This is a genomic window from Amycolatopsis sp. YIM 10 (genome assembly GCF_009429145.1).
In the GTDB taxonomy this organism is placed as follows: domain Bacteria; phylum Actinomycetota; class Actinomycetes; order Mycobacteriales; family Pseudonocardiaceae; genus Amycolatopsis.
This window is the reverse complement of sequence record NZ_CP045480.1, coordinates 3,151,022-3,171,539: the sequence shown is the minus strand read 5'-3', so window position 1 is coordinate 3,171,539 and position 20,518 is coordinate 3,151,022. Positions and strand designations below refer to the sequence as shown.

Here is a 20,518-nt window from a genome sequence, read left to right as displayed (position 1 = left end):
TTGTGCCACGTACCGGACGCCCTCGCGAGTTCGACAAGGACAAGGCGCTGGAGCGCGCGCTCGAACTGTTCTGGTCTCGCGGCTACGGGGCCACGTCGATCCAGGACCTCGTCGACGCACTGGCCGTCGAGCGCGGCAGCCTCTACGGAGCGTTCGGGGACAAGCGCAGTTTCTACCTCGATGCCGTCAGGCTCTACTGGGACGTATACGAACGGCGGCTGATCGCCGCGCTCGACACCACCCCGCTCCTGCCTGCGCTTCGCGAGATCCTCACCCATCCGGCACGCCTGGACGAACTGATCTCCGACGTGGGGATGCCGAACGGCTGCCTCGTCGGCAACACGACCGCCGAACTCGTGCCGCACGACAGCGAAGCCACGGAAGTCGTCGCCCGCTCGTACCGCCGGTTCACCGACATCGTCGCCGACGCGCTGCTCCGCGCACAGGCCACCGGGGAAGTCACCGACAGCGCCAGCCCCGAGGCCCAGGCCCAGCTGCTGCTGTACGTGGTCCAGGGCCTCTCGCTCGTGTCGAGGGCAGGTCCGGACAAAAAGGCGGCTCTGGCCGCGGTCGACGCCGCGATCAACGGCTTGCGTTCCACCGCTTGAGGCGGCCTGTCAATTCGACCTGGCCCGGCGGGGTTTCCGCGACAGGGCGAACAGCGCGGTCAACCACCGGTCGGCCCGCTGAGTGGTGCTGATCGGAACCACTAGGATGATCACCCTCACACAGCACACCTGGAGGGACGTCTCCCCGTGGTCAGTCGGTTCGGCGTCCTCCTCCGCGATACTCGTCGGCGGGCGGGGCTGACCCAGGAAGCGCTGGCCACGCGGTCCGGCGTCGGGGTGCGCACCATCCGTCGGCTCGAGAGCGGCGGGGGCGTCGACCCGCGTGTCGGCACCGTGACCCTGCTCGCCGACGCACTCGGCGTCACCCCGCGCGAGCGCCAAGACCTCCTCTCCGCCGCTGACGGCAGGCAACCGGACGAGCCGCCCGTCGACCCGCCGGACACCGGCGACGCACCGGTGGTCCCGACGCCCGCCCTCGTCCGCACGGTCCCCGCCGAGGTCTCGGAAGCGGCGGACCACCTGGCCACGATCATCACCGCCCGGCTCCGGCGCGAGGAGGAACTGCGCCGGGTGCACGATCCCGTCCCGTTGCCCGTCCGGTGGCGTCCCGCGGCCGACCACCTCGCCGACCACTGGGACAACATCTGCCGCGTTCCGCACGGCATGACCGCGACACCGCTGGACCTCTCCGGCGAGGTCGGCGACATCGCGCGCGCCTACCGCGCCATCCCGTCGCGGAGGCTGGTGGTGCTGGGCCGCGCCGGCGCGGGCAAGACCGTGCTGACGCTGCGTTTTGTCCTCGACGCGCTGGCCGCCAGGAAACCCGGCGGTGCCGTCCCGGTGATCTTCAACATCGGCTCGTGGGACCCGACCGCGATGCCGTTGCGCACCTGGCTCGTCGAGACGCTCCAGCGCGACCACCCCGGTCTCTCCGCCGCGGCGCCCGGCGGCTCGACGCTGGCGGCCGTGCTGACCGACACCGAACGCATCCTGCCGGTGCTCGACGGCTTCGACGAGATCGCCGAGGGCCTGCACCGGCCCGCGCTCGAAGCGCTCAACTCCCTGTCCAGGCCGTTGCTGCTGACCAGTCGCTTCGACGAGTACGAGCGCGCCGTCACCACGGTCGACGTGCTGACGTCGGCCGCCGTTGTCGAACTGACCGACCTCACCATCGAAGACCTCGCCGGTTACCTGCCCCGAACCGCCCGGCGCGTCACCGCGGGCAGCGCGGCCACGGCGTGGGACCCGGTCCTGGCGGAGTTGCGCGAGCACGACGCGACGGGCCCCGCCGCGAACCTCGCCGCGGTCCTGCGAACCCCGCTCATGGTCGGGCTGGCCCGTGCGGTCTACAGCGACCCACGCGACCGCGACCCGGCGGACCTGCTGGACACCAGCCGCTTCCCGACGGCGCAAGCCGTGGAAGAGCACCTGCTCGACACGTTCATCCCCACCGTCTACAACGGACAGCAGGAGACCACGCCCGGACTCGGCGACAGCGAGCGGCAGCGCTGGGATCTCGAACACGTTCGCCACTGGCTGGGCTTCCTCGCCGACGACCTCGACCGGCGGGGTATCGGTGACCTCGAGTGGTGGCGGCTGGGCGGTTCGCCGAGTCCCCGGTCCCGCGTCCTGCTGGTGATGGCGGCCGGCTCGCTGGCCACGAGCCTGATCGTCTGGCTGCTGTTCACCCCGCTCAACATGCTCAACACGCTCATCTTCGGGTTTCCGATACGGCCGTACCTCTCGCTGTTCGACGGGCTGGTCAACGGCCCGGTGGTCGCCGTTCCCTTCGGCCTGCTGTATTGGTTCATGGTGGTCCGCAAGGGCAGGGTCCTCGAGCCGACGCGGGTTCGCGTGCGGCTGTTCGACCGGTCGGCGAGACAACCCGGTCTCCGGCGCAAGCTCGCCATCAGATTCGTGGCGGGCACGAGCGGGGGCATCCTGGCGGGCGCCGCCTTCGCGTTCGCGAGCGTGCTCGTTCAGGCGCTGTCGCCCGACATGAACGTAATCGACGACTTCGGCGTGCTTGTCCAGGATGTCCTCCTCAACACCGCCATCTTCGGGCTGGCCCTGGGTCCGTGCTGCGGCGTGCTGCTGGCATGCGTTGTCCTGCTGGAGGCACCGGCGAACCTGACCACGGCCACCAGCCCGGCCGACCTCCTCGCGGCCAACCGGGCGACCGCGCTGCGCCTCGCCGGGCTGGCCGGACTGGCGCTCTGGATCACGATCGCCTTCGGCGGCTTCGCGGTCACCACCACACTGGACGGCCTCGGCCAGGAGCTGAGCGTTGGCTGGACGCTCAAGGCGAGTCCGCTGCTCGGGGTCACGGCGGGGCTCTGCACCGGCTGCGCGTACGTGATCACCTTCACCGCGTGGGGCCAGTGGCTGGTCTTCACCCGCTTCCGGCTCCCGCTCCGCGGCAAGCTGCCGTGGGCGGTCACCGCCTTCCTCGACGACGCGTACCGGCGGGGCTTGCTGCGCCAGTCCGGGGCCGTCTACCAGTTCCGGCACGCCCGGCTCCAGGAGCACCTCGCCAAGGCCTACCGCGCTCGTTGTTAGTTGTTTCCCCAGCGCGAAGGTCGCCCCGGTGAGAGCGGTTCAGGCCGGTAACCGCCACAGCCGCACGGTGTTGTCCGCGCACGCGGTGGCGAGCACCCGGCCGTCCGGGCTGAGGGCGATCGCGTTGACGCCCGGCTGGGGCAGCAGGGCGGGTTTCCCGTCGGTGAGGCCGGCGATCTGCACGCCGCGCGCGCCCCGCCCCCAGAAGGCGATCAGGGTCCGGCCGTCGGGGCCGAGCACGAGCTGCTCGGCGGAACTGATCTCGATCGTGTTCAGCGGCGGGCGGGTCTGGTTGTGGCTGGTGGTGTCCCAGAAGCGAATGCTGCCGGCGCCGTTGTACTGCCCCGCGGTCAGCAGCGTCCGGCCGTCCGGGCTGAACGTGAACACGTCGAGCGAGTCGGCCTCCGCACTTTCCGGGAGGGTGATCGGTGCGCCCCGCTGGGTCCGGGTGGCCGTGTCCCACAGCAGCACGGTGTAGGAGCTGTCGGTCGGGTCGCCGCCGTAGGTGGCGAAGGTGCCGCCGTCCGGGCTGAAGACCACTTCCGCGATGTTGCCGTCGCCGAACTCGACGGTGCCGGCGGGCCGGCGGGCGGTCAGGTCCCACAGGTGGACGAGCCCGTGGTCACCACTGGTCGCCAAGGTGCGGCCGCCCGGGCCGAGCGTGTTCTCCGTGACCTGGTCCGCCGAATCGATGCCGGCGGTGAGGGGTTCGCCTGCCGGGCTGCCGCTGCGGACGTCCCACCACCGCACGGTCGTCGCGGTGTCGTCGGCCTGCGCGGTGACCAGGGTGGCGCTGTCCGCGCTGAACACGAGGTCGAGGGTGGCGTGCTCGTCGCCGAAGGGACCGAGGATCTGCCCGACCGGCTCCTGGGACGCGACGTCCCACAGTTGCACGGTGCGGTCGGCGTTGACCACGGCCAAGGTGCGCCCGTCCGGGCTGAACTTCACGTCCTCGGCGGGGGTGGTGCCGGTCAGCGCGCCGATCTGCGGGAAGGGGGATTCCGGGGCCGTCGATTCCGGTGCGGCCGGGGTGGTCGGAGTGGTCGGCGGTGCCGGCCAGAGCACCCAGGCCAGGATGCCGGCGACGACCAGCGCGAGAGCCACCGCGGCAGGCCACCAGTGGCGTGTCCGTCCCGATTGGACGGTCGTCCGCACCGCCGTCGGGGTGTGGTCCAGGATGACCTTCGTGGCGCCGGCGTCGGTGGCCAGGCGGGCGCTGTCGGACTGCCGCTGGGCGATCATGCGGTGCACGGCGGCAGGCCAGGCCCGCGCGGCGGGGGCGATCTGACCGACCGAGCGCAGCACCTCGGCCGGGGTGGGGCGGGCGGCGGGGTCCTTGGCCAGGCACGGTTCGACGACGCGGCGCACCGCGGGCGGGAGCCGGTCCAGGTCCGGATCGGTCTGCACGACGTTGATCAGCGTCTGCAGGGTCGCCGTCGCGGTGAACGGGCTCGCGCCGGTGCAGGCCGCGGCCACCACCGAGCCGAGGGCGAACACGTCCCCGGCGGCGGTGACCCGTTCGCCGCGCGCCTGTTCCGGCGACATGAACGCGGGTGAGCCGATCAGCCAGCCGGAGCGGGTCAGGTCACGGCCACGGGTGTCGGCCGCGCGGGCGATGCCGAAGTCGATCACGCGTACGCCGTCGTCGGCGAGCAGCACGTTGGAGGGCTTGAGGTCCCGGTGCACGAGACCGGCCTGGTGGATCTGCACCAGCGCCGACGCGAGCCCGGCGGCCAGGCGCAGCACCGGCTCCTCCGGCAGGGCACCGGTCGCGGACAGGACCTCCTGCAACGACGGTGCCGGCACGAACACCGACGCCAGCCACGGGGTGGGGGCGTCCGGGTCGGCGTCCACGACGGCGGCGGTGTAGGCGCCCGACACCGCACGCGAGGCTTCGATCTCGCGGCGGAAGCGCGCCCGGAACCCGTCGTCCTCGGCGAACTGCTCGTGCACCAGCTTGAGCGCGAACAACCGCCCGTCCGTGCCGTGGCCCAGCAGCACGCGCCCCATCCCGCCGCGTCCCAGCTCGGCGAACACCCGGTACGGACCCACCCACGCCGGCGCGACGGGCGTCACCACCGTCCGGGCCCCATCCGCTGCCATCGCGCGGACACTAAGGGGTGGCGGTGAAATATCGATGAAACCGTAGGTCAGGCCTCGCGCTGACCCGTGACGTCATCCGTCGTTGAGACGATGGCCGGCGCCGCGGAGGCGGGCGGCGTCCTGGCCGGGCGGGGCACCGAACAGGCGGCGGTATTCGCGGTTGAACTGGGTCGGGCTGTCGTAGCCGACGAGGTGCGCGACGCCGACGACGTCTCCCGCGCGGGCGACCAGCAGCGAGCGGGCTTCCTGGAGGCGGATGCGTTTCTGGTACTGCAGTGGGCTCATCGCCGTGGTGGCGCGGAAGTGCCGGTGGAACGCGGACGGGCTCATGCCGGCCAGCCGCGCGAGGTCCTCGATCCGCATCGGTTCGGCGTAGTTGTCACGGATCCACTGGATCGCCCGGCTGACGTGGGACAGGGTGCTGCTCGCCAGGCCGATCTGGCGGACCATGCCGCCGTGCGGGCCGGTGAGCAGCCGCCAGAGGATCTCCCGCTGGATCAGCGGGGCGAGTACCGGCACGTCCGCGGGGCGGTCGAGCAACCGCAGCAACCGGGCCACCGCGTCCAGCAGGTCGGGGCCGGCTTCCCCGGTCGCGATCGCGGGACGCTCGCCCGCGGCGTCGCCTGCCGGGGCCTCCATCAGGAGCGGGGCGATGTCAGCCGGTCGCAGCACCAGCCCCATGGCCAGTGACGGGACCTGCGGACTGGCGAGGAAGTTGCCGGTGACGGGCAGGTTCGCGGTGACCACGAGGCATTGCCCCGCGTGGTATTCGTGGACCTGGTCGCCGAGCAGGACGCGCTTGCCGCCCTGGGCCATGACGACCAGCAGCGGTGAGGTCAGCGACTGCCCCTCCGGCTCCGACGTGTCTACTTTGGACAGATGTAGTCCGCCGATCGGCGTCGTCATGTCCGGGCGGGCATGGGCCGCGATGATCTCGCACAGCTCGGCCAGTACGTCGGGGGTGGCGCGCACACCCCACGAAACCATCCCCGGATGTCGCCGGGCAAGGGTCATTCCACCACCCGGTCGAGCCGGATCGGGAGGGTCCGGTGGCGGTGTCCGGTGGCGTGCCAGACGGCGTTGGCGATCGCCGCCGCGGTACCGACGTTGCCGATCTCACCGGCGCCCTTGATGCCGAGTGGGATGCCGGGTTCGTAGTCCGGCACGAACCCGGCTTCGATGTCGGGGACGTCGGCGTGCGCGGCGATGTGGTATCCGGCGAAGTCCGCGTTCACCTGCCTGCCCGAGATCGGGTCGCGAATGCCTTCCTCGTGCAACGCCATGGACAGCCCGCCGATCATGCCGCCGACGACCTGGCTGCGTGCCGTGAGCGGATTGATCACCTGGCCGACGGCGAACATCCCGAGCAAGCGCCGCACGCGTACCTCACCGGTCGCCGGATCGACGGTCACCTCCGCGAACACCGCGCTGTAGGCATGCCGTTCCATCGACGGCAGCTCACCGAGCAGGTGCGTGGTGTCCGCCGTGACGGTCACCGGCAGGGCCGGGTCGCCCGGCTGGGCCCGCAACTTCGCCGCGGCCTCGGTGATCGCCCATGCCCAGGACGTCGTCCCCCGGGAGCCACCGGCGTTCCAGGTGGGACCGTGGTCGCTGTCGGAGAGCTGGATCCGGATCCGTTCGGTACCGGTTTCCAGCGCGTCGGCCGCGATCGCGGTCAGCGCGGTGCGTGCGCCGGTGCCGAGGTCGGTGGCGCCGATGGCCACGGTGAAGGTCCCGTCCGTCTCGGCGGTGATCGACGCCGAGGAGGGAAACGCCCCGTTGCTGAAGGACGTGGCGGCCAGCCCGGTGCCGACGAGCAGCGGTCCTTCCCACCGCGTCCGCGGCCGATGATCACGGCCGGCCCAGCCGAACCGGTCCGCGCCCGCACGCAGGCACGCGACCACGTTGCGGCCGCTGAACGGCAGGCCCGACACGGGACCGGCGGTGGGTTCGTTGCGCAGCCGGAGTTCGAGCGGGTCGATGCCCAGCCGCTCCGCCAGCTCGTCCATGGCGGATTCGAGCGCGAACGAACCCGGCGTCGTACCGGGCCCCCGCATCGAGCACGGCGGCAGCACGTCGAGGGGGACCGCGTGCAGCCGGGTACGGATCGCGGGCGCCGCGTAGAGCGTCTTGGTGATCTCGGTGCAGCCCTCGATGTACTCCGCGAGCGGCGAGATCGCGAACGTGGCCTCGTGGTGGATCGCGCGCAGCCGGCCGTCGGCATCGGCGCCGATCCGGAGCCGCTGATCGATCCGCGGCCGCATCCCGGTCGAAAGGAAGACCTGATCACGGGTCAGCGTGACGCGCACGGGCCGCCCGAACCGCGTGGTGGCCATCGCGGCCAGGATCAGTTGCGGGCCGCATTGCCCCTTGCCGCCGAAAGCTCCGCCCACGTGCTCGGCGCGGATGCGCACCTGATCGAGTTTCAGGGAGAACAGCGTGGCCAGCGTGTTGGCGATGAGGAAGGGACCCTGGTTCGAGTCGATGGCCTGCAGGCGTTCGTCCTCCCACCACGCGATCGCGGCGTGTGGTTCCATGGCACCGCAGTGTTCCTCCGGCGTGTGGTACCGCTCGTCGACCACCACCGCGGACTCGGCAAGCGCGGCGTCCACGTCACCGACGTCCGCAGGCAGGTCGAAGAGCGTCGCCGCCGGCCGGGCCGCCGGATGATCGGCGGAGAAATCCAGATCGTGCGGCTCCTCGTGATAGGTCACCGGCAGCACCCCGGCGGCTGCCCTGGCCTGTTCGAGCGTCTCGGCCACGACCAGCGCGATGGGCCGGCCGGCGAACGGGACCACGTTGTCCTGCAACAGCCGCAGCCCGCCGTCGGGGCCGAAGAAGCCCCCTGCTTCCGGGTTGAGCCGGGGCGCGTTCGTGTGGTCGAGCACGCCCAGCACACCTGGCATGTCCAGGACGGCGGAAACGTCGATGTCGCGGATGTGCCCCCGTGACACGGTGGAGGTGACGATCCAGCCGTGGGCCGGCTCCCGCATCGGCTCGTCGGCGGCGTAGCGCGCGTTGCCGGTTACCTTGGCCCGTCCTTCGATCCGCGGCTGTGCGATCCCGATGGCTTTCACGCGTGGATCTCCTTCAGGACGGCCTCGATCAGATTGCCTGCCAATTTCACCTTGTACCCGTTGCCGGGCAACGGTTCCGCGGCAGCCAGTTCGGCATCGGCGGCCGCGCGGAACCGGTCAGCGGTGGCCGGGCCGTCCTGCAGGAACGCCTCGGCCGCCCGAGCACGCCACGGCCGCGAGGCGACCCCACCGAGCGCGATCCGCACACCCCGTACCAGTCCATTGTGGACTTCCAGACTGGCTGCGACGGACACGGTGGCGAAGGCGTAGGACGCACGCTCACGGACTTTGCGGTACCGCGACCGCGGGGAGATCGCTTCCTTCGGCAGGACAACCGCGGTGATCAACGCACCAGGCGGCAACGCGGTCTCCCGCTGCGGCGTGTCACCGACCGGCAGGTAGAACTCCGCCAACGGGATTTCGCCGACGCCGTCGAGCGTCTCGTAGCGCACGACCGCGTCGAACGCGGCCATCGCGACCGCCATGTCCGAGGGATGGGTGGCCACGCAGTGCTCGGACCAGCCGAAGATGGCATGGTTGTGCTGCTCCCCGGCGATCGCGGCACACCCGCTGCCCGCGATCCGCTTGTTGCACGACGCAGAAGGGTCCGCGAAGTAGGCGCACCGGGTCCGCTGCACCAGGTTGCCGCCCACCGTGGCCATGTTCCGCAGCTGACCGGACGCACCCGACAGCAAGGCCTGGCTCAACGCCGGGAACCGGCGCCGGACCTCGGGATGGGCGGCGGTGTCGCTGTTGGTCGTCGTGGCGCCGATGACGAGCCCGCCATCCGGTGCCTCCCGCACACCGTCGAGCGGAAGGTGGCGCACATCCACCAGCCGGGTCGGTGCCTCGACCCCGTTCTTCATCAGGTCGACGAGGTTCGTGCCGCCGCCGAGGTAGCGGGCACCGTCGCGCCCGGCGGCCAGCGCCTCACGGACTCGAGTCGCGCGCTGGTAAGCGAACTCCTTCACCCCGCCACCTCCTCGCGAGCGGCTGTCTCCAGCACCGCGCGCACGATCGACGGATAAGCACCGCAGCGACAGAGATTGCCGCTCATCCGCTCCCGCACCTCCGCCGCGTCCAACTCCGGTGGCGGGCCGTCCGGCGAGACATCGGCGGTGGCCGCACTGGGCCACCCCGCGGCGTGCTCGGCCAGCACCCCGACCGCCGAACAGAGCTGCCCCGGCGTGCAGTAGCCGCACTGGAAGCCATCGAGCCGCACGAACGCCTGCTGGATCGGCCGCAGCTCACCATCACCGGCGAGCCCCTCGATCGTGGTGACCTCAGCGCCCTCGGCGGCGACCCCCAGCGTCAGGCAGGACACCACCCGCCTGCCATCGAGCAACACCGTGCAGGCACCACACTGCCCGTGGTCGCAGCCCTTCTTCGGACCGGTGAGGCCGATCCTCTCCCGTAACGCGTCGAGCAACGTCGTGCGATTGTCGACGCTCAACCGGTGCGTCACGTCGTTGACGCGAAGCAGGACCTCACTGCGGGTGCCATCGGTCACCGTCGCTCCTCTCTCCCAAGCGAAAGCCAGAAAAGCAGCCCCGCGAAAGCAACGGTGAGCCCAAAACTCGCGAACTCTTGCACAATCCTCTCGGTCGCCGCGGCGGCGTTCGCGCACCAGGTGAGGCACACGCAGCGGCGAAGTGCCGGTCCTATCCGGACAACCAGCTGATCACCTGCGTGAACGACGCACCTGCACTGGCCGCCGCGCACACCGGGATCGCGATGGGCCGCAGCGGTTCGGGCTCAACGGCCTGCGGCTGCTGCGCCGCGCGGACTGGCGTCGGGCGGCCGGTCAGTCGACGCGGTCGTAGGCGCAGAGCGGGCGGCCGGTCACCTCGTCGTGCCAGACCCGGCCGTGGACCCCGAAGACCGCCTTGAGCAGATCGGCGGTGACGACCTCGGCGGCGGGTCCGTCGGCGTGCACCCGGCCGTCGTGCAGTGCCACGATCCGGCCGGCGTAGCGGGCGGCCTGGACGAGGTCGTGCAGCACGGTGACCACGGTCAGGCCGCGTTCGGCGCGCAGCCGGTCGATCAGGTCGAGCATCTGCAGCTGGTGGTGCACGTCGAGATAGGTGGTGGGTTCGTCGAGCAGGAGCAGTGGCGCGTCCTGGGCCAGTGCCAGCGCGAGGCGGACTCGTTGCCGTTCCCCACCGGAGAGCCGGTCGAGCACGGCGTCGGCGTAGTCCCCGACCCCGGCGTCGGCCAGTGCCCGCTCGACCTGCTCGTCGTCGCCACCGGCGAGCATGCCCAGCGGTCCGCGGGTGGCGTAGCGGCCTTGGCGGACGAGCTGGCGCGCGGTGAGGGCGGGCACCGGCGGCATCGCCTGCGGCAGCACCGCGATGCGCCGCGCGATGGCCCGCCGGGAGTGTGCGCGCAGCGGCCGGTCGTCCAGCGAAACCGAACCGGCGTCGGGGGTGTGCAGTCCGGCGAGCACGCGAAGCAGCGTCGACTTGCCGCAGCCGTTGCGGCCGACCAGCGCGAGCCACTGGCCGCCGGGCACAGCGAGGCTGACCTCGCGCAGCACGGTCCGGCTGCCGAAGGTGACGGTGACGCCGGTGGCGAGCAGAGTGGTCATGACCGTCCTCCGGAGCTGGGGGTGGACTGGTGGCGGGCCGCCCGGATGAGCACGACGGCACCGGCGATCGCGGTGATCGCGCCGGCGGGCACGCCCATCGGCTGTCCGCCCGCCGCGGCCAGTTCGGTGAGTTGCTGGGCCGCGGCGTCGGCGGCGCAGACGGTGGCCGCGCCGATGAGTGCGCTGCCGGGCACGAGCAGGCGGTGGTCGGCGCCGAAAACGAGGCGGGCGGCGTGCGGGGCGAGCAAGCCGACGAAGGCCAGTGCGCCGACGGTCGCGATCGCCGTGGCAGCGGCCACCACCGCCAGCAGCAGGTCGCGGTGCGCCACCGGGCCGGATCGAGCCCGACCCCGCGAGCGTGGTCGTCGTCGACCGCGAGCACCCCGAGCACCGGCGCGACCAGCACGGCGGCCACCAGCACCGGGACCAGCCAGGGCAGCAGGGCCTGCCAGTGCTCCCAGCCGCGGCCGTTGAGGGAGCCGACCAGCCACTGCACCATGGCGGCGGCGCCCTGGGGCCGCGCGGTCAGGAGGATCAGCGTGATCCCGGTGAGCACCGCGGAGATCAGGACGCCGATGACCGAGAGCCGCAGTGGGTCGCTGCCGGTGCGCGCGGCCACGATCCAGAGCACGCCACCGCCGAGCACCCCACCGGCGACGGCGGTGCCGATCATGCCGTGCGGGGTGGCGATCGCGCCGCCGAGCAGGGAGGCGGTCACCGCGCCGAGCACGGCACCGGAGCCGACGCCGGTGATCTCCGGTGCGGCCAGCGGATTGCGCAGCAGGCTCTGCAGCACGCACCCGGCGACGCCGAGGCAGGCACCTGCACCGAGAGCGACCAGCACGCGGGGCAGCCGCAGGTCCAGCACGATCCGGCGAGTGGTCTCGTCGTCCAGCATGGCCCACAGCCCGATCCCGGAGGCACCGGTCATCAGCTGCGCGAGTGCCGCGATCAGGGTGCCCAGCACCAGACCCGGCCACAGCCAGCGGTTCATGCTCGCACCGCCCGCCGCCGGTGGAGCACCAGCACTCCCCCGCAGACCACCGCGAGCAACGCGGTCAGCCCGCCCACGGGCAGCTCGACCGGGTACAGCACGGTGCGGGCGAGCAGATCCGCCGCGGTCACCAGCAGCGCGCCGGTCACGACCGACCAGCCCAGCCAGGCCGCGGCCGAGCCAGACGGGCGCAGGGCGCGGGCCAGCTGGGGCGCGAGGAAACCGACCCAGGCGACCGGACCGCACGCCCCGACCACGGTCGCCACCAGCAGGCACCCGATCGCCAGCACCGCCACCCGTGCCGCGCCCGCGGGCAGGCCGAGCGCGGTCGCGGTGTCGTCGCCCAGCCGCAGCACGCCCAGCGCCGGCAACGCCAGCACGGTCAGCGGCAGCGCGAGCAGCATGCCGGGAACGGTGGTGAGCACCGTGGTCCAGGTGGTGCCGGTCAGCGAGCCGAGCAGGTAGCGGACCAGCACGCCCTGTTCACGGGATTCGGTCAGCGCCATCCCGGTCAGCAGCACGGCCTGCAGCGCCGACCCGATCGCCGCGCCGATCAGCAGCACCGCGGCCGGGCCGACCGCGCGCCGGACGGCGAGCAGCGTGAGCCCGCCTCCGGCCGCGGCCCCGAACAGCGCGGGCACCAGCGGCGCGCCCGGCACGCTCACCCCGGAGACCACCACCAGCGCGACCGCGGCGGCGGCCCCGGACGAAACGCCCAGCAGTTCCGGGACCGCGAGCGGGTTGCGCAGCGATTCCTGCAGCAGCAGTCCGGCCGCGCCCAGCACGGCACCGGCGAACACGGCGAGCACCAGCCGTGGCGCGCGCAGTTCGAGCACGACAAGGCGGTCCAGCACCGGTGCGTCGCCGGCGAGCACCGCGGGAAAGCGGTCCGGGGTCACCACCGGCTGCCCGAGGCTGAGCGCGAGCACGGCCAGAACGACCGCGCCGAGCGCAACTCCGGCCACCGCCACCCGGCTCACGCCGCGGGAGCCTTGTCCACGGCTTCGCGGACGATCGCGGTGAGGCTGCGCGTGCCGCGGCCCTTGCCCCAGAGATCGGGGTTCATTTCGTGCACCGCACCGGTTTTCACCGCGGGGATCTCGCGCCACACCGGGTTGTCCGCCAGTTGCCGCGACAGCGGCACCGCGTCGGAGGTGAACAGCAGCGAGTACACGAAGATCACGTCGGGTTGCCGGGCGAGCAGTTCTTCGACGCTGTAGTTGCTCGCGGTGTCCACATCGGAATTCTTGGCCGGGAACGGGTAGTTGAAGAGATGGGCCAGCAGGTCACCTTTGAGCGAGTCGGCGTTGTCCACACCGATCGCGTCGACGCTGCCGTACATCAGCACGGCCGTGCCTTGCTGCCCGCGCTTGTCGACGGTGTCGGCCAGCATCGCGCGGAACCGTTCTTCAGCCCGCTTCGCCTCCTCGACCCGTCCGGTGAGCGCGCCGAGGTTGCGCAGGTAGCCCACCGATTCCTGCCAGGTCTTGGGCTCGGTCAGCCACAGCGGGGCGAACTGGCCGACGGTGCTCGTCAGTCCATCGTGGACACCAGACAGGCCGATCACGAGATCGGGCTTCAGCGCGGCGATGCTTTCCACGTCCTCGCTGCCGAAGCTGCCGCGCACCACCGGCACCGACGCGCCCGCGTCACCGAGCAGCACCGGGTGGCCGAGCAGCCGCGGGTTGCTGGTACCGGCGGGCACGATGCCCAGTTCCGTGGTGAGGTCGTCGCACAGCCCGCTCAAGCAGACGATGCGCTGCGGTGGCGCGGTCAGCGCCAGTTCCCGGCCGTGCGGATCGGTGATCCGCAGCGAGGGCTCCAGCGGGGCGACCGCGCGGTCCACCGCCGCGGGCGGGGCCGCCCCGGCGCTCTCGGCCGGGCCGCCGGCGCAGGCGGACAGGGTCAGGGCGAGCGCGGCGAAAGCCGCGCCGAGGGTGCCGGTTCGGCGCACGGTGTTGTTCTCCGTTCCATGTGGACAGTGATCAAGCGAGCGGTTCGGGAGTACGGGCGCGGGCCCGCAGGGTGGGTGACAGCCAGGCGAACGCCACACCGGCGGCGAGGACCGCGGTACCGGCCACGAGTCCGCCGCGAGCGCCCGCGCCGGTCACCGCGACCGCGCCCGCCAGTGCCGCCCCGGCGGGCTGGCCGACGCCCCAGGCCAGCATCCGGCCGGTGGTGTTCACCCGCGCCTGCAACTCGTCCGGGCTCAGCTGCTGCCGGTAGGTGACCGCGTTGAGCACCACCGCCGAATGCGCGGTCCCCCAGCAGATCACCGTCACCACGGCGAGGGGCCAATGCGTGGTCACCGCGGTCGCCACGGCCGCGAGAAGGGAGCACGGCAGCGCGGCCAGCGCGAACCGGGCAGGACCGAACCGCGCCCCCAGGCGCGGCACCAGCCGCGCGGCGACCACCCCGCCCACGCCCCAGCAGGCGAACAACACGGCGAGCCGGGCGTCCCCGGAAGCGTGTACGCCGAGCGCCTGGTCCGCGAACGGCACGAGCATGGCGACCCACGCACCACCGGCGGCCGCGTGCGTCATACCGACCAGCGTCAGCAGCCGCACCACCGGCTCCCGGCGCAGGAATCCCAGCCCGGCACCGATGTCCGACCACAACCGCGCCGGGCGATCGCCCGCCGGAACGGCCGACAGGGGCCGGGTGATCGCGCGGATCAGCACGGCCGAGGCGACCGCGGTGACCGCGTTGAGCGCCATCAGCGGCGCGGGTGCGGCGAGCACCACCGCCAGTCCCGCCAGCGGCGGCACGGCCACTTCGACGATCGTGGTCGCGCCGTAGAGCTTCGAGTACGCCGCCGTGAGCTCGGCGCGGCCGACCAGGGTGGGCAACGCACCGAAGTTGGCGGCGTCGAAGAAGACAAACAGCACCTGGACAGCGAAGGCGACCAGGAGCACGTGCACCGCCGTCAACAGCCCCAGCCACCACGCCAGCGGCACACTGGCGAGCAGCAACGCGGTCGCCAGCTCCAGCCCCACCATCAGCGCCCGCCGCGGCGCGCGATCGGCCACCGCACCGGCGATCAGCCCGAACAGCAGGTACGGCAACGCTTCCGCGACCGCCACGGCCGAGGTCCACCCGGCCGAGCCGGTGAGCTGGTACACCAGCACGGGCAGCGCCACCACCGACACAACGCTGCCCGCCACCGACACCACCCGCGCGGCGAGATAACGACGGAACGCCTTTTCGATCTCCACGCGCGTCAGCCCGCGGCCCGCGCGACAACAAGATCGCCGTCGATGTCCACAGTGTCCACAGTCGATGCGCCAGCCGCGCGAAGTTCGGCGGCCAGCGTCGCCGCGGAGACCGTCCACCAGTCGTAGTGCGTGACCGCGGAGGCGATTTCGGTGTCGCCGTCCAGAGTGCGGTAGGTCATCGTCCAGCGCAGGCGGTCCGGGCCGACCGGCTTCGCCCGGCCACGGCCCTCGTAGCGCAGTCGCCCGGCCCGCACGGCGAACGGCTCGCTCTCGGGCGGCTGGACGTTGAACACCACCGGCGCCCCAGGCACGAGGCGGGGTACGAGCGCGGCGAACAACGCCCGGCGGTCCACCGGAGCGAGATGACCGATCATGTGCATTCCCACGGCCGCCGCGATCCGGTCGGGCAAGGGAAGCAGCTCCAGCGAGGCCACCGCGGCCTCGACCGCGGGAGCCATGAAGTCACGGTTGGTCAGCAGGTACCCAGCCAATCTCGCGTCGAGGCCCGGCCAGGAGCCCAGGTCACCACCCTCTGCCACAGCATCCGCCCTTCGCGCCACACACAGCGTTATCGCTCACCCATGCGCGGCACCGAGCGTGCCGCCACACTATTGGAAATGATAACCATGAGTATTAATCTGGCCCGCGGGCCGGTCGGTCATCGACCCATCCGGTGAATGATCACCACTTCGGCGCAACAAGAGGAAAATCTTGTTCCTGAACAAGCGGGTTCGGGCGGCGGCCGCGGTGGCCGTGGCGGTGGGGATCCTCACGGCGGCTCCGGTGGCGACCGCGGCACTCGATCAAGCCACCCACGCCCTCGACACCGAACAGGTCGACGTCGCGACGATCTCACTGGACCAGGGGTTGACCGCCGAAGACGGGACGCAGCAGCCACGCGGTCCCAAGTCTGTGCTCTACACCACCACGCGGCACCCCACCGGCATCGACGCGGGCGAGGTGTACGGCGACACCGTCCGGCTGCGGCTGAACTCGGCGGAGGGACCGGCTGTCGTCGCCGTGGAGCCACTGCGGTTGCCCGTCGGCGAGCGAGGCGCGACGAACTGGACCTTTCCCGAAGCCGGTCGCCACACGCTGACTTTGCCGTCGAAGCGAACTCGCTGACCGGGGAACACTGCGGACCGAGGAGCGCTACACCGTCGAGGTGGGCGCCCGCGCAGCAGTCGGACACGCCCAGCTCGGCGCCGCCACCGACGACCTCCGGCCGCGTGGTGCCCAGCGAGGGTCACGCGGACGCGGTGGCACCGCGGCTGCTGGACGGCAAGCTGCAGATCCAGGTCAAGGACGGCACCACGGTGGGCCAGGCCGGTGGCCAGGTGCACTGGCGCGAGCCCGGCGACGTGGTCTTCCACGCCGAGCCCGCGACCAATGCAGCGCTGCACGCCAGCGAAGTCAGCGGGCCGGCCACCTGACGTCTGACCAAAGTGGACGGTCAAGACCCGTTCGGGATCTTCACCACCGGATCGTGCGGCGAGAGCGAACCAGATCAAGATCAGCGCACCGGCAGCATGATCAAGCAGGTGGAACTCGGCCAGGCACCGGGTCCATCACGGAAACCTCGCCAGAACCGACGTCATGGCGACGCTGTCGGCCCGACACGCTCTCACGCGATCTCCGAGCCAAGGTGCTCGCGTTGCCATCAGCAGGCGTCGATGCCGTCTGCCTTGTCGTTCTTCTCGCTGCCGACATGGGCGGACGCGCTCTCCGCGCCAGAAGTCGTCCAGAGCTGAGTCCAGCTTCCCGTCCAGTTGTAGACCCGCGTTTTGGTGCCCGAAGTCTGGTTGTTGTGGTAGGAGGTTGTTTTGTCACTGAAATCGTAGTCGCTCAAGTCCTGGATTCCACCGCATTCCTGGAACGACAGTCGTCGGCCCCCGTAGTCTCTGTGCTCGTAGAGGCAGGTCCACGTGTACGCGCAGTTCTTCGTCGCCAGGGACACCACGGGTTCACCTGCCACACGAGCGGTCGGCTCGCCAGGCAGCGGGATGGTGAGGATGACTTTCCCGTCCCGCCACGCGACCTGATTCGGGCTGATCTGCACGCCACCAGCAGTCTTCTCGAGCACCGTTGCGATCTCCGCCTGCACGCTCGTGCCAGCGGCGACGGCCTGTGCGCCACCGGGGACGACGAGAGCGAATGCGCCCGCCGCGGCTATCGCTCCGGCCAGCCTCATCTTGGCAATTCCCAATCGCGTCATCTACATTCCTTTCTGATGAGCGGAAGCCCGCTCCAGTGGATCGCGTTCAACGATGCGGACACTACTTTCATGCCACTTTCAGGGCGAAGAAAGTTGACCGGGATTCCGGAAGCCACCGGGCGCCCGAATCCGGCACTGGAGCAATCCGGGCTGCGCGTCCCCGAAGACCTGGCGCTCGTCGGTTTCGACGACATCGAGATCGCGTCCGTGGCCGAGCAGGCGCTGACCACGGTAGCGCCGCTGCCGGAACAAAGAACGTGCCGATGTGGACCGAATCTCAGCAGCAATTCGCGCGGCGTCCGATCAACCCGACTGAGCCGCGCATGCCCACCGGAGCCGCGGGGGTTCGTGGAAACGGAGACTTTGTGTGCCATCGAGAACCGGTTGGCTGAGCCCGGTGAGACCGTTGCCTGACTGGAAGGATCTCTCGACCGTCCACCGGCGGCCCGCGGGCGAGTAGCCGCTAGAACGCCAGGTCGCCGGTGGTGCGGTCGCGGCGGACTGGTAGACCATCGGGGCCCGTCCGGCTCGTTCGAATCGGCCTCTGGGCCACCGGGCGCGGCACGCTGCTCGCCGCAAACCGACTGAGCCGGCGTTCGCGTACCTGACCGAAGAGCGAAAAGGGTCCGTGCCGCATCGATCGCGCCCACACCTCGTTGCGAACTGCACAGCCTGGCCAACCGGCCGATCGGCGCAACGTCAGAATTCAATCAAAGGGAAAAGCTTAAGTCAGCTGGTCGACAGTCGCACTCCACCTCCGGTATGATTCACCCGGGAATTGCGCGAATTGACCTGGTTTCTTGGCCATAATCAGGTCGCGGCAACGGTCGTGCGGCCATGGACGAGGGGGATAAATGAAGCAATTGGCGTATGTTGCTGCTACCGCAGGTCCGCGCGATGGGCGGGGTGGACGTCGTTCTGGGCACCGTAGGCGGGGACACCCTCACCCGCAGCCCGGACATCCTCGCCGATCGAGGCCGTGTCATGTCCATCGTGGACACCCCCGAACCCAGAACCTCCTCGCCGCATGGGGCGTGAACGCGACCTACCACTTCGTCTTCGTCAGTCCCGGCCAGGCGAAGCTCTAAGCCCTCGGCCGCCTGGTCGACCAACGAGAACTCCGATCAGTGATCGGTGCCGTGCTACCGCTGGCCGACATCGCGCAAGCACACACTGCTGGAAGGCGGCCCTGCCCGCGAGGGCCCCAGGCGCCCCCGTGGCAAGATCGCCATCGCCGTGCACCCCCAGGACCAGCCGCACGAGACGGAGTCCTCAAGTCGGAAGGGGTAGCGGAACCGCGCGCCGTCTACGCCCATCGACTCGACGAGCAGGCAACGGGGGAAGAGTCGGCAACAGCCGACCGGGATACTTCACGACCAGCCGCAGATGATCGGTCCGCGTCTTGGTCCGGCGCGAAACTCAGCCACGGCAACATCTGCACTGGTCCGGTGACAGGAACCGCTTTGTCAGCACACGTGGCCACAACGCCCCTTTGCAGCACCCCGTGAGGCGAAGAATCACGTTTCGTTCGGGGAGGCCACCGTCGAGTCCCTGTCGCGTTGCCCGCGCTTGATGGCGGCATCGACCGCGGTGCCGATTCGGCGCAATGCCGTCAGATCGTGCGGCTCGAGGTCGTCGATCAGGTACTCCCGGACGGCCGCGACGTGCCCCGGTGCCGCCTCCGCCACGGTCTCGTAGCCCGCCTCGGTCAGCGTGGCGTTGGTCCGCCTGCCCGGGCCGGGGATCCGGGCCCGGGTGAGAAGTTCGCGCTTCTCCAGCCGTCCGACGACGTGCGACAGCCGTGACAGCGATGCCGCCGTCCGGGCGGCGAGATCGCTCATCTGCAGCGTGTGATCCGGCTGCTCGGACAGCACCGAGAGCACCATGTACTCAAAAAAGGTCAGCTGGGACTCGCGCTGCATCCGCGCGTCCAGGGCGGCAGGCAGGCTGATCATGATCGCGGAGTTGGCCAGCCATGCCGCCAGCTCATCGCCGTTCAGCCAGCGCGGACGGCGTGGGCCGTTCGTGCCCGCTGCGGTGTTCGCCATGACGCCATTCTAGCCGACCTTGTTGACGGGTCAAGTTCGAACGGGTAGATGTTGAAGCATCAAGTTCGCGGCGCCGGGTCTCGTAGCCACTCGGGCGACCGGCGCCGCACCTGCCCATCGATTCGTGAAAGGACCATCGGATGCACCGCACATCGCTGGGAGGACTGGAGGTCTCGCGGATCGGACTCGGGGCCATGGGGATGTCGGCGTTCTACACCGGCGCCGGCCGGGACGACGCCGAGTCGATCCGCACCATTCGGCGCGCTCTGGACCTCGGTGTCACGCATCTGGACACCGCCGAGGTGTACGGGCCCTACGTCAACGAGGAACTGGTGGGCCGTGCGGTCAGGGGCCGCCGGGACGAGGTAGTCGTCGCCACCAAGTTCGGCCTCGTCTCCCACACCGGCCGGCCGGGTCCGGACAGCACGCCCGCAAACGTTCGCGCGGCTGTCGACGGATCGCTGCGGCGGCTCGGAACCGACCACATCGACCTGTATTACCAGCATCGGGTGGACCCCGGCACGCCCATCGAAGAGACGGTGGGAGCGTTGAGCGAGCTGGTCTCCGCGGGCAAAATCCTCCACATCGGACTGTCCGAGGCGGCTGCGGCCACGATCCGCCGGGCGCACGCCGTTCATCCGGTGGCCGCGGTCCAGACCGAGTACTCGCTGTGGACACGCGATCCCGAGGCGGAGGTGCTGCCCACGTTGCGTGAGCTCGGCATCGGCCTGGTGCCCTATTCGCCGCTGGGGCACGGCTTCCTCACCGGGGACATCCGCACCCTGGATGACCTGGACGCCGCCGATTGGCGTCGTACCAATCCTCGGTTCACCGGCGACAACCTCGCTCGCAACCTGCGCATCGTCGACGAGGTCCGCGCGGTCGCCGACGACGTCGATGCCACGCCCGCGCAGGTCGCGCTGGCCTGGCTGCTAGCACAAGGACACGGCATCGCGCCCATCCCGGGCACCAGGCGGGTCGACCGGCTCGAGGAGAACAGTGCCGCCGACCGAATCCGGCTCAGCACCGCACAGCTCTCCCGGCTGAACGAACTGACACCGGCCTCCGGCGAACGTCACGCCGAGGCCGACATGGCCGCCATCGATCAGTGAGGCTTTCCGCTCCTCACGACGAACCCCGGAATCCACCAT

The 20,518-nt window shown here is 70.9% G+C and carries 18 protein-coding genes and 1 pseudogene; 6 read left to right on the top strand and 13 right to left on the bottom strand.

From position 1 onward, the window contains the following. The first annotated feature begins 2 nt into the window (after positions 1–2). Both YIM_RS15555 and YIM_RS15550 read left to right on the top strand, forming a co-directional pair. Positions 3–608: a TetR/AcrR family transcriptional regulator gene (locus tag YIM_RS15555; protein WP_153031034.1), complete on the top strand. Its 606-nt coding sequence runs from the start codon at positions 3–5 to the stop codon at positions 606–608. Positions 609–755: 147 nt separating this feature from the next. Beyond that, positions 756–3,128 carry a helix-turn-helix transcriptional regulator gene (locus YIM_RS15550; RefSeq protein ID WP_153031033.1) on the top strand — a complete coding sequence of 791 codons (2,373 nt, stop codon included), beginning with the start codon at positions 756–758 and terminating at the stop codon, positions 3,126–3,128. Positions 3,129–3,167: 39 nt separating this feature from the next. Here the strand turns inward: YIM_RS15550 and YIM_RS15545 are convergent, their stop codons facing one another. From YIM_RS15545 to YIM_RS15495, 11 genes and pseudogenes are all read right to left on the bottom strand, one after another. Further along, on the bottom strand, positions 3,168–5,231 hold the full coding sequence (locus YIM_RS15545) for a WD40 repeat domain-containing serine/threonine protein kinase (protein WP_153031032.1): 2,064 nt from the start codon (positions 5,229–5,231) through the stop codon (positions 3,168–3,170). 72 nt (positions 5,232–5,303) lie between these two features. Further along, on the bottom strand, positions 5,304–6,218 hold the full coding sequence (locus YIM_RS15540; RefSeq protein ID WP_153031031.1) for an AraC family transcriptional regulator: 915 nt from the start codon (positions 6,216–6,218) through the stop codon (positions 5,304–5,306). 23 nt (positions 6,219–6,241) lie between these two features. Beyond that, a complete protein-coding gene (locus tag YIM_RS15535; protein ID WP_228004751.1) occupies positions 6,242–8,308 on the bottom strand; it encodes a xanthine dehydrogenase family protein molybdopterin-binding subunit in 2,067 nt (688 codons plus the stop codon). Next, positions 8,305–9,279, bottom strand: coding sequence for a xanthine dehydrogenase family protein subunit M (locus tag YIM_RS15530; protein WP_153031029.1), 975 nt, complete (start codon positions 9,277–9,279; stop codon positions 8,305–8,307). Before YIM_RS15530 ends, YIM_RS15535 begins: the two co-directional genes overlap by 4 nt. Next, positions 9,276–9,818, bottom strand: a complete 543-nt coding sequence (locus YIM_RS15525; RefSeq protein ID WP_153031028.1) for a 2Fe-2S iron-sulfur cluster-binding protein — start codon at positions 9,816–9,818, stop codon at positions 9,276–9,278. Before YIM_RS15525 ends, YIM_RS15530 begins: the two co-directional genes overlap by 4 nt. Positions 9,819–10,112: 294 nt before the next feature. After that, positions 10,113–10,895, bottom strand: a complete 783-nt coding sequence (locus YIM_RS15520; RefSeq protein WP_153031027.1) for an ABC transporter ATP-binding protein — start codon at positions 10,893–10,895, stop codon at positions 10,113–10,115. After that, positions 10,892–11,793: pseudogene (locus tag YIM_RS15515) on the bottom strand (FecCD family ABC transporter permease). The gene YIM_RS15520 and the pseudogene YIM_RS15515 overlap by 4 nt, the downstream one beginning before the upstream one ends. A 92-nt stretch (positions 11,794–11,885) precedes the next feature. Next, complete coding sequence (locus YIM_RS15510; RefSeq protein ID WP_228004750.1) at positions 11,886–12,869, bottom strand: iron chelate uptake ABC transporter family permease subunit; 984 nt, start codon at positions 12,867–12,869, stop codon at positions 11,886–11,888. Further along, positions 12,866–13,843 (bottom strand): ABC transporter substrate-binding protein, encoded by a 978-nt coding sequence (locus YIM_RS15505; protein WP_153031026.1) that lies wholly within the window; start codon positions 13,841–13,843, stop codon positions 12,866–12,868. Before YIM_RS15505 ends, YIM_RS15510 begins: the two co-directional genes overlap by 4 nt. Before the next feature lie 31 nt (positions 13,844–13,874). Continuing rightward, positions 13,875–15,104 (bottom strand): MFS transporter, encoded by a 1,230-nt coding sequence (locus YIM_RS15500; protein WP_228004749.1) that lies wholly within the window; start codon positions 15,102–15,104, stop codon positions 13,875–13,877. Positions 15,105–15,109: 5 nt separating this feature from the next. Further along, complete coding sequence (locus tag YIM_RS15495) at positions 15,110–15,643, bottom strand: hypothetical protein (protein ID WP_153031025.1); 534 nt, start codon at positions 15,641–15,643, stop codon at positions 15,110–15,112. Between the two features lie 172 nt (positions 15,644–15,815). Between YIM_RS15495 and YIM_RS15490 the strand changes: the two genes are divergently transcribed. Both YIM_RS15490 and YIM_RS15485 read left to right on the top strand, forming a co-directional pair. After that, positions 15,816–16,229: a hypothetical protein gene (locus YIM_RS15490; protein WP_153031024.1), complete on the top strand. Its 414-nt coding sequence runs from the start codon at positions 15,816–15,818 to the stop codon at positions 16,227–16,229. Between the two features lie 107 nt (positions 16,230–16,336). Next, positions 16,337–16,537, top strand: coding sequence for a hypothetical protein (locus YIM_RS15485; RefSeq protein ID WP_153031023.1), 201 nt, complete (start codon positions 16,337–16,339; stop codon positions 16,535–16,537). A 227-nt stretch (positions 16,538–16,764) separates the two neighbouring features. On the opposite strand, the gene YIM_RS15480 is transcribed toward YIM_RS15485, so the two are convergent. Then, entirely contained in the window at positions 16,765–17,319 is a 555-nt protein-coding gene (locus tag YIM_RS15480) for a hypothetical protein (protein WP_228004748.1), read from the bottom strand. Between the two features lie 15 nt (positions 17,320–17,334). Here YIM_RS15480 and YIM_RS15475 point away from each other — a divergent pair, with 15 nt between their 5' ends. Further along, positions 17,335–17,733, top strand: coding sequence for a substrate-binding domain-containing protein (locus tag YIM_RS15475; protein WP_153031022.1), 399 nt, complete (start codon positions 17,335–17,337; stop codon positions 17,731–17,733). A gap of 1,103 nt (positions 17,734–18,836) precedes the next feature. Here the strand turns inward: YIM_RS15475 and YIM_RS15470 are convergent. Continuing rightward, the gene (locus YIM_RS15470; RefSeq protein WP_153031021.1) at positions 18,837–19,367 is read right to left on the bottom strand and encodes a MarR family winged helix-turn-helix transcriptional regulator; all 531 of its coding nucleotides are present in this window, start codon (positions 19,365–19,367) and stop codon (positions 18,837–18,839) included. A gap of 140 nt (positions 19,368–19,507) precedes the next feature. Between YIM_RS15470 and YIM_RS15465 the strand changes: the two genes are divergently transcribed. Continuing rightward, positions 19,508–20,479, top strand: coding sequence for an aldo/keto reductase (locus YIM_RS15465; protein WP_153031020.1), 972 nt, complete (start codon positions 19,508–19,510; stop codon positions 20,477–20,479). Positions 20,480–20,518: the final 39 nt, after the last annotated feature.

What these genes read in the sequence shown, in the direction of transcription:
- YIM_RS15545 (WP_153031032.1), bottom strand. Translation starts at nt 5,231, where the DNA reads ATGGCAGCGGATGGGGCCCGGACGGTGGTGACGCCCGTCGCGCCGGCG.
- YIM_RS15540 (WP_153031031.1), bottom strand. Translation starts at nt 6,218, where the DNA reads ATGGTTTCGTGGGGTGTGCGCGCCACCCCCGACGTACTGGCCGAGCTG.
- YIM_RS15520 (WP_153031027.1), bottom strand. Translation starts at nt 10,895, where the DNA reads ATGACCACTCTGCTCGCCACCGGCGTCACCGTCACCTTCGGCAGCCGG.
- YIM_RS15480 (WP_228004748.1), bottom strand. Translation starts at nt 17,319, where the DNA reads ATGACGCGATTGGGAATTGCCAAGATGAGGCTGGCCGGAGCGATAGCC.
- YIM_RS15475 (WP_153031022.1), top strand. Translation starts at nt 17,335, where the DNA reads ATGAGCGGAAGCCCGCTCCAGTGGATCGCGTTCAACGATGCGGACACT.
- YIM_RS15470 (WP_153031021.1), bottom strand. Translation starts at nt 19,367, where the DNA reads ATGGCGAACACCGCAGCGGGCACGAACGGCCCACGCCGTCCGCGCTGG.
- YIM_RS15465 (WP_153031020.1), top strand. Translation starts at nt 19,508, where the DNA reads ATGCACCGCACATCGCTGGGAGGACTGGAGGTCTCGCGGATCGGACTC.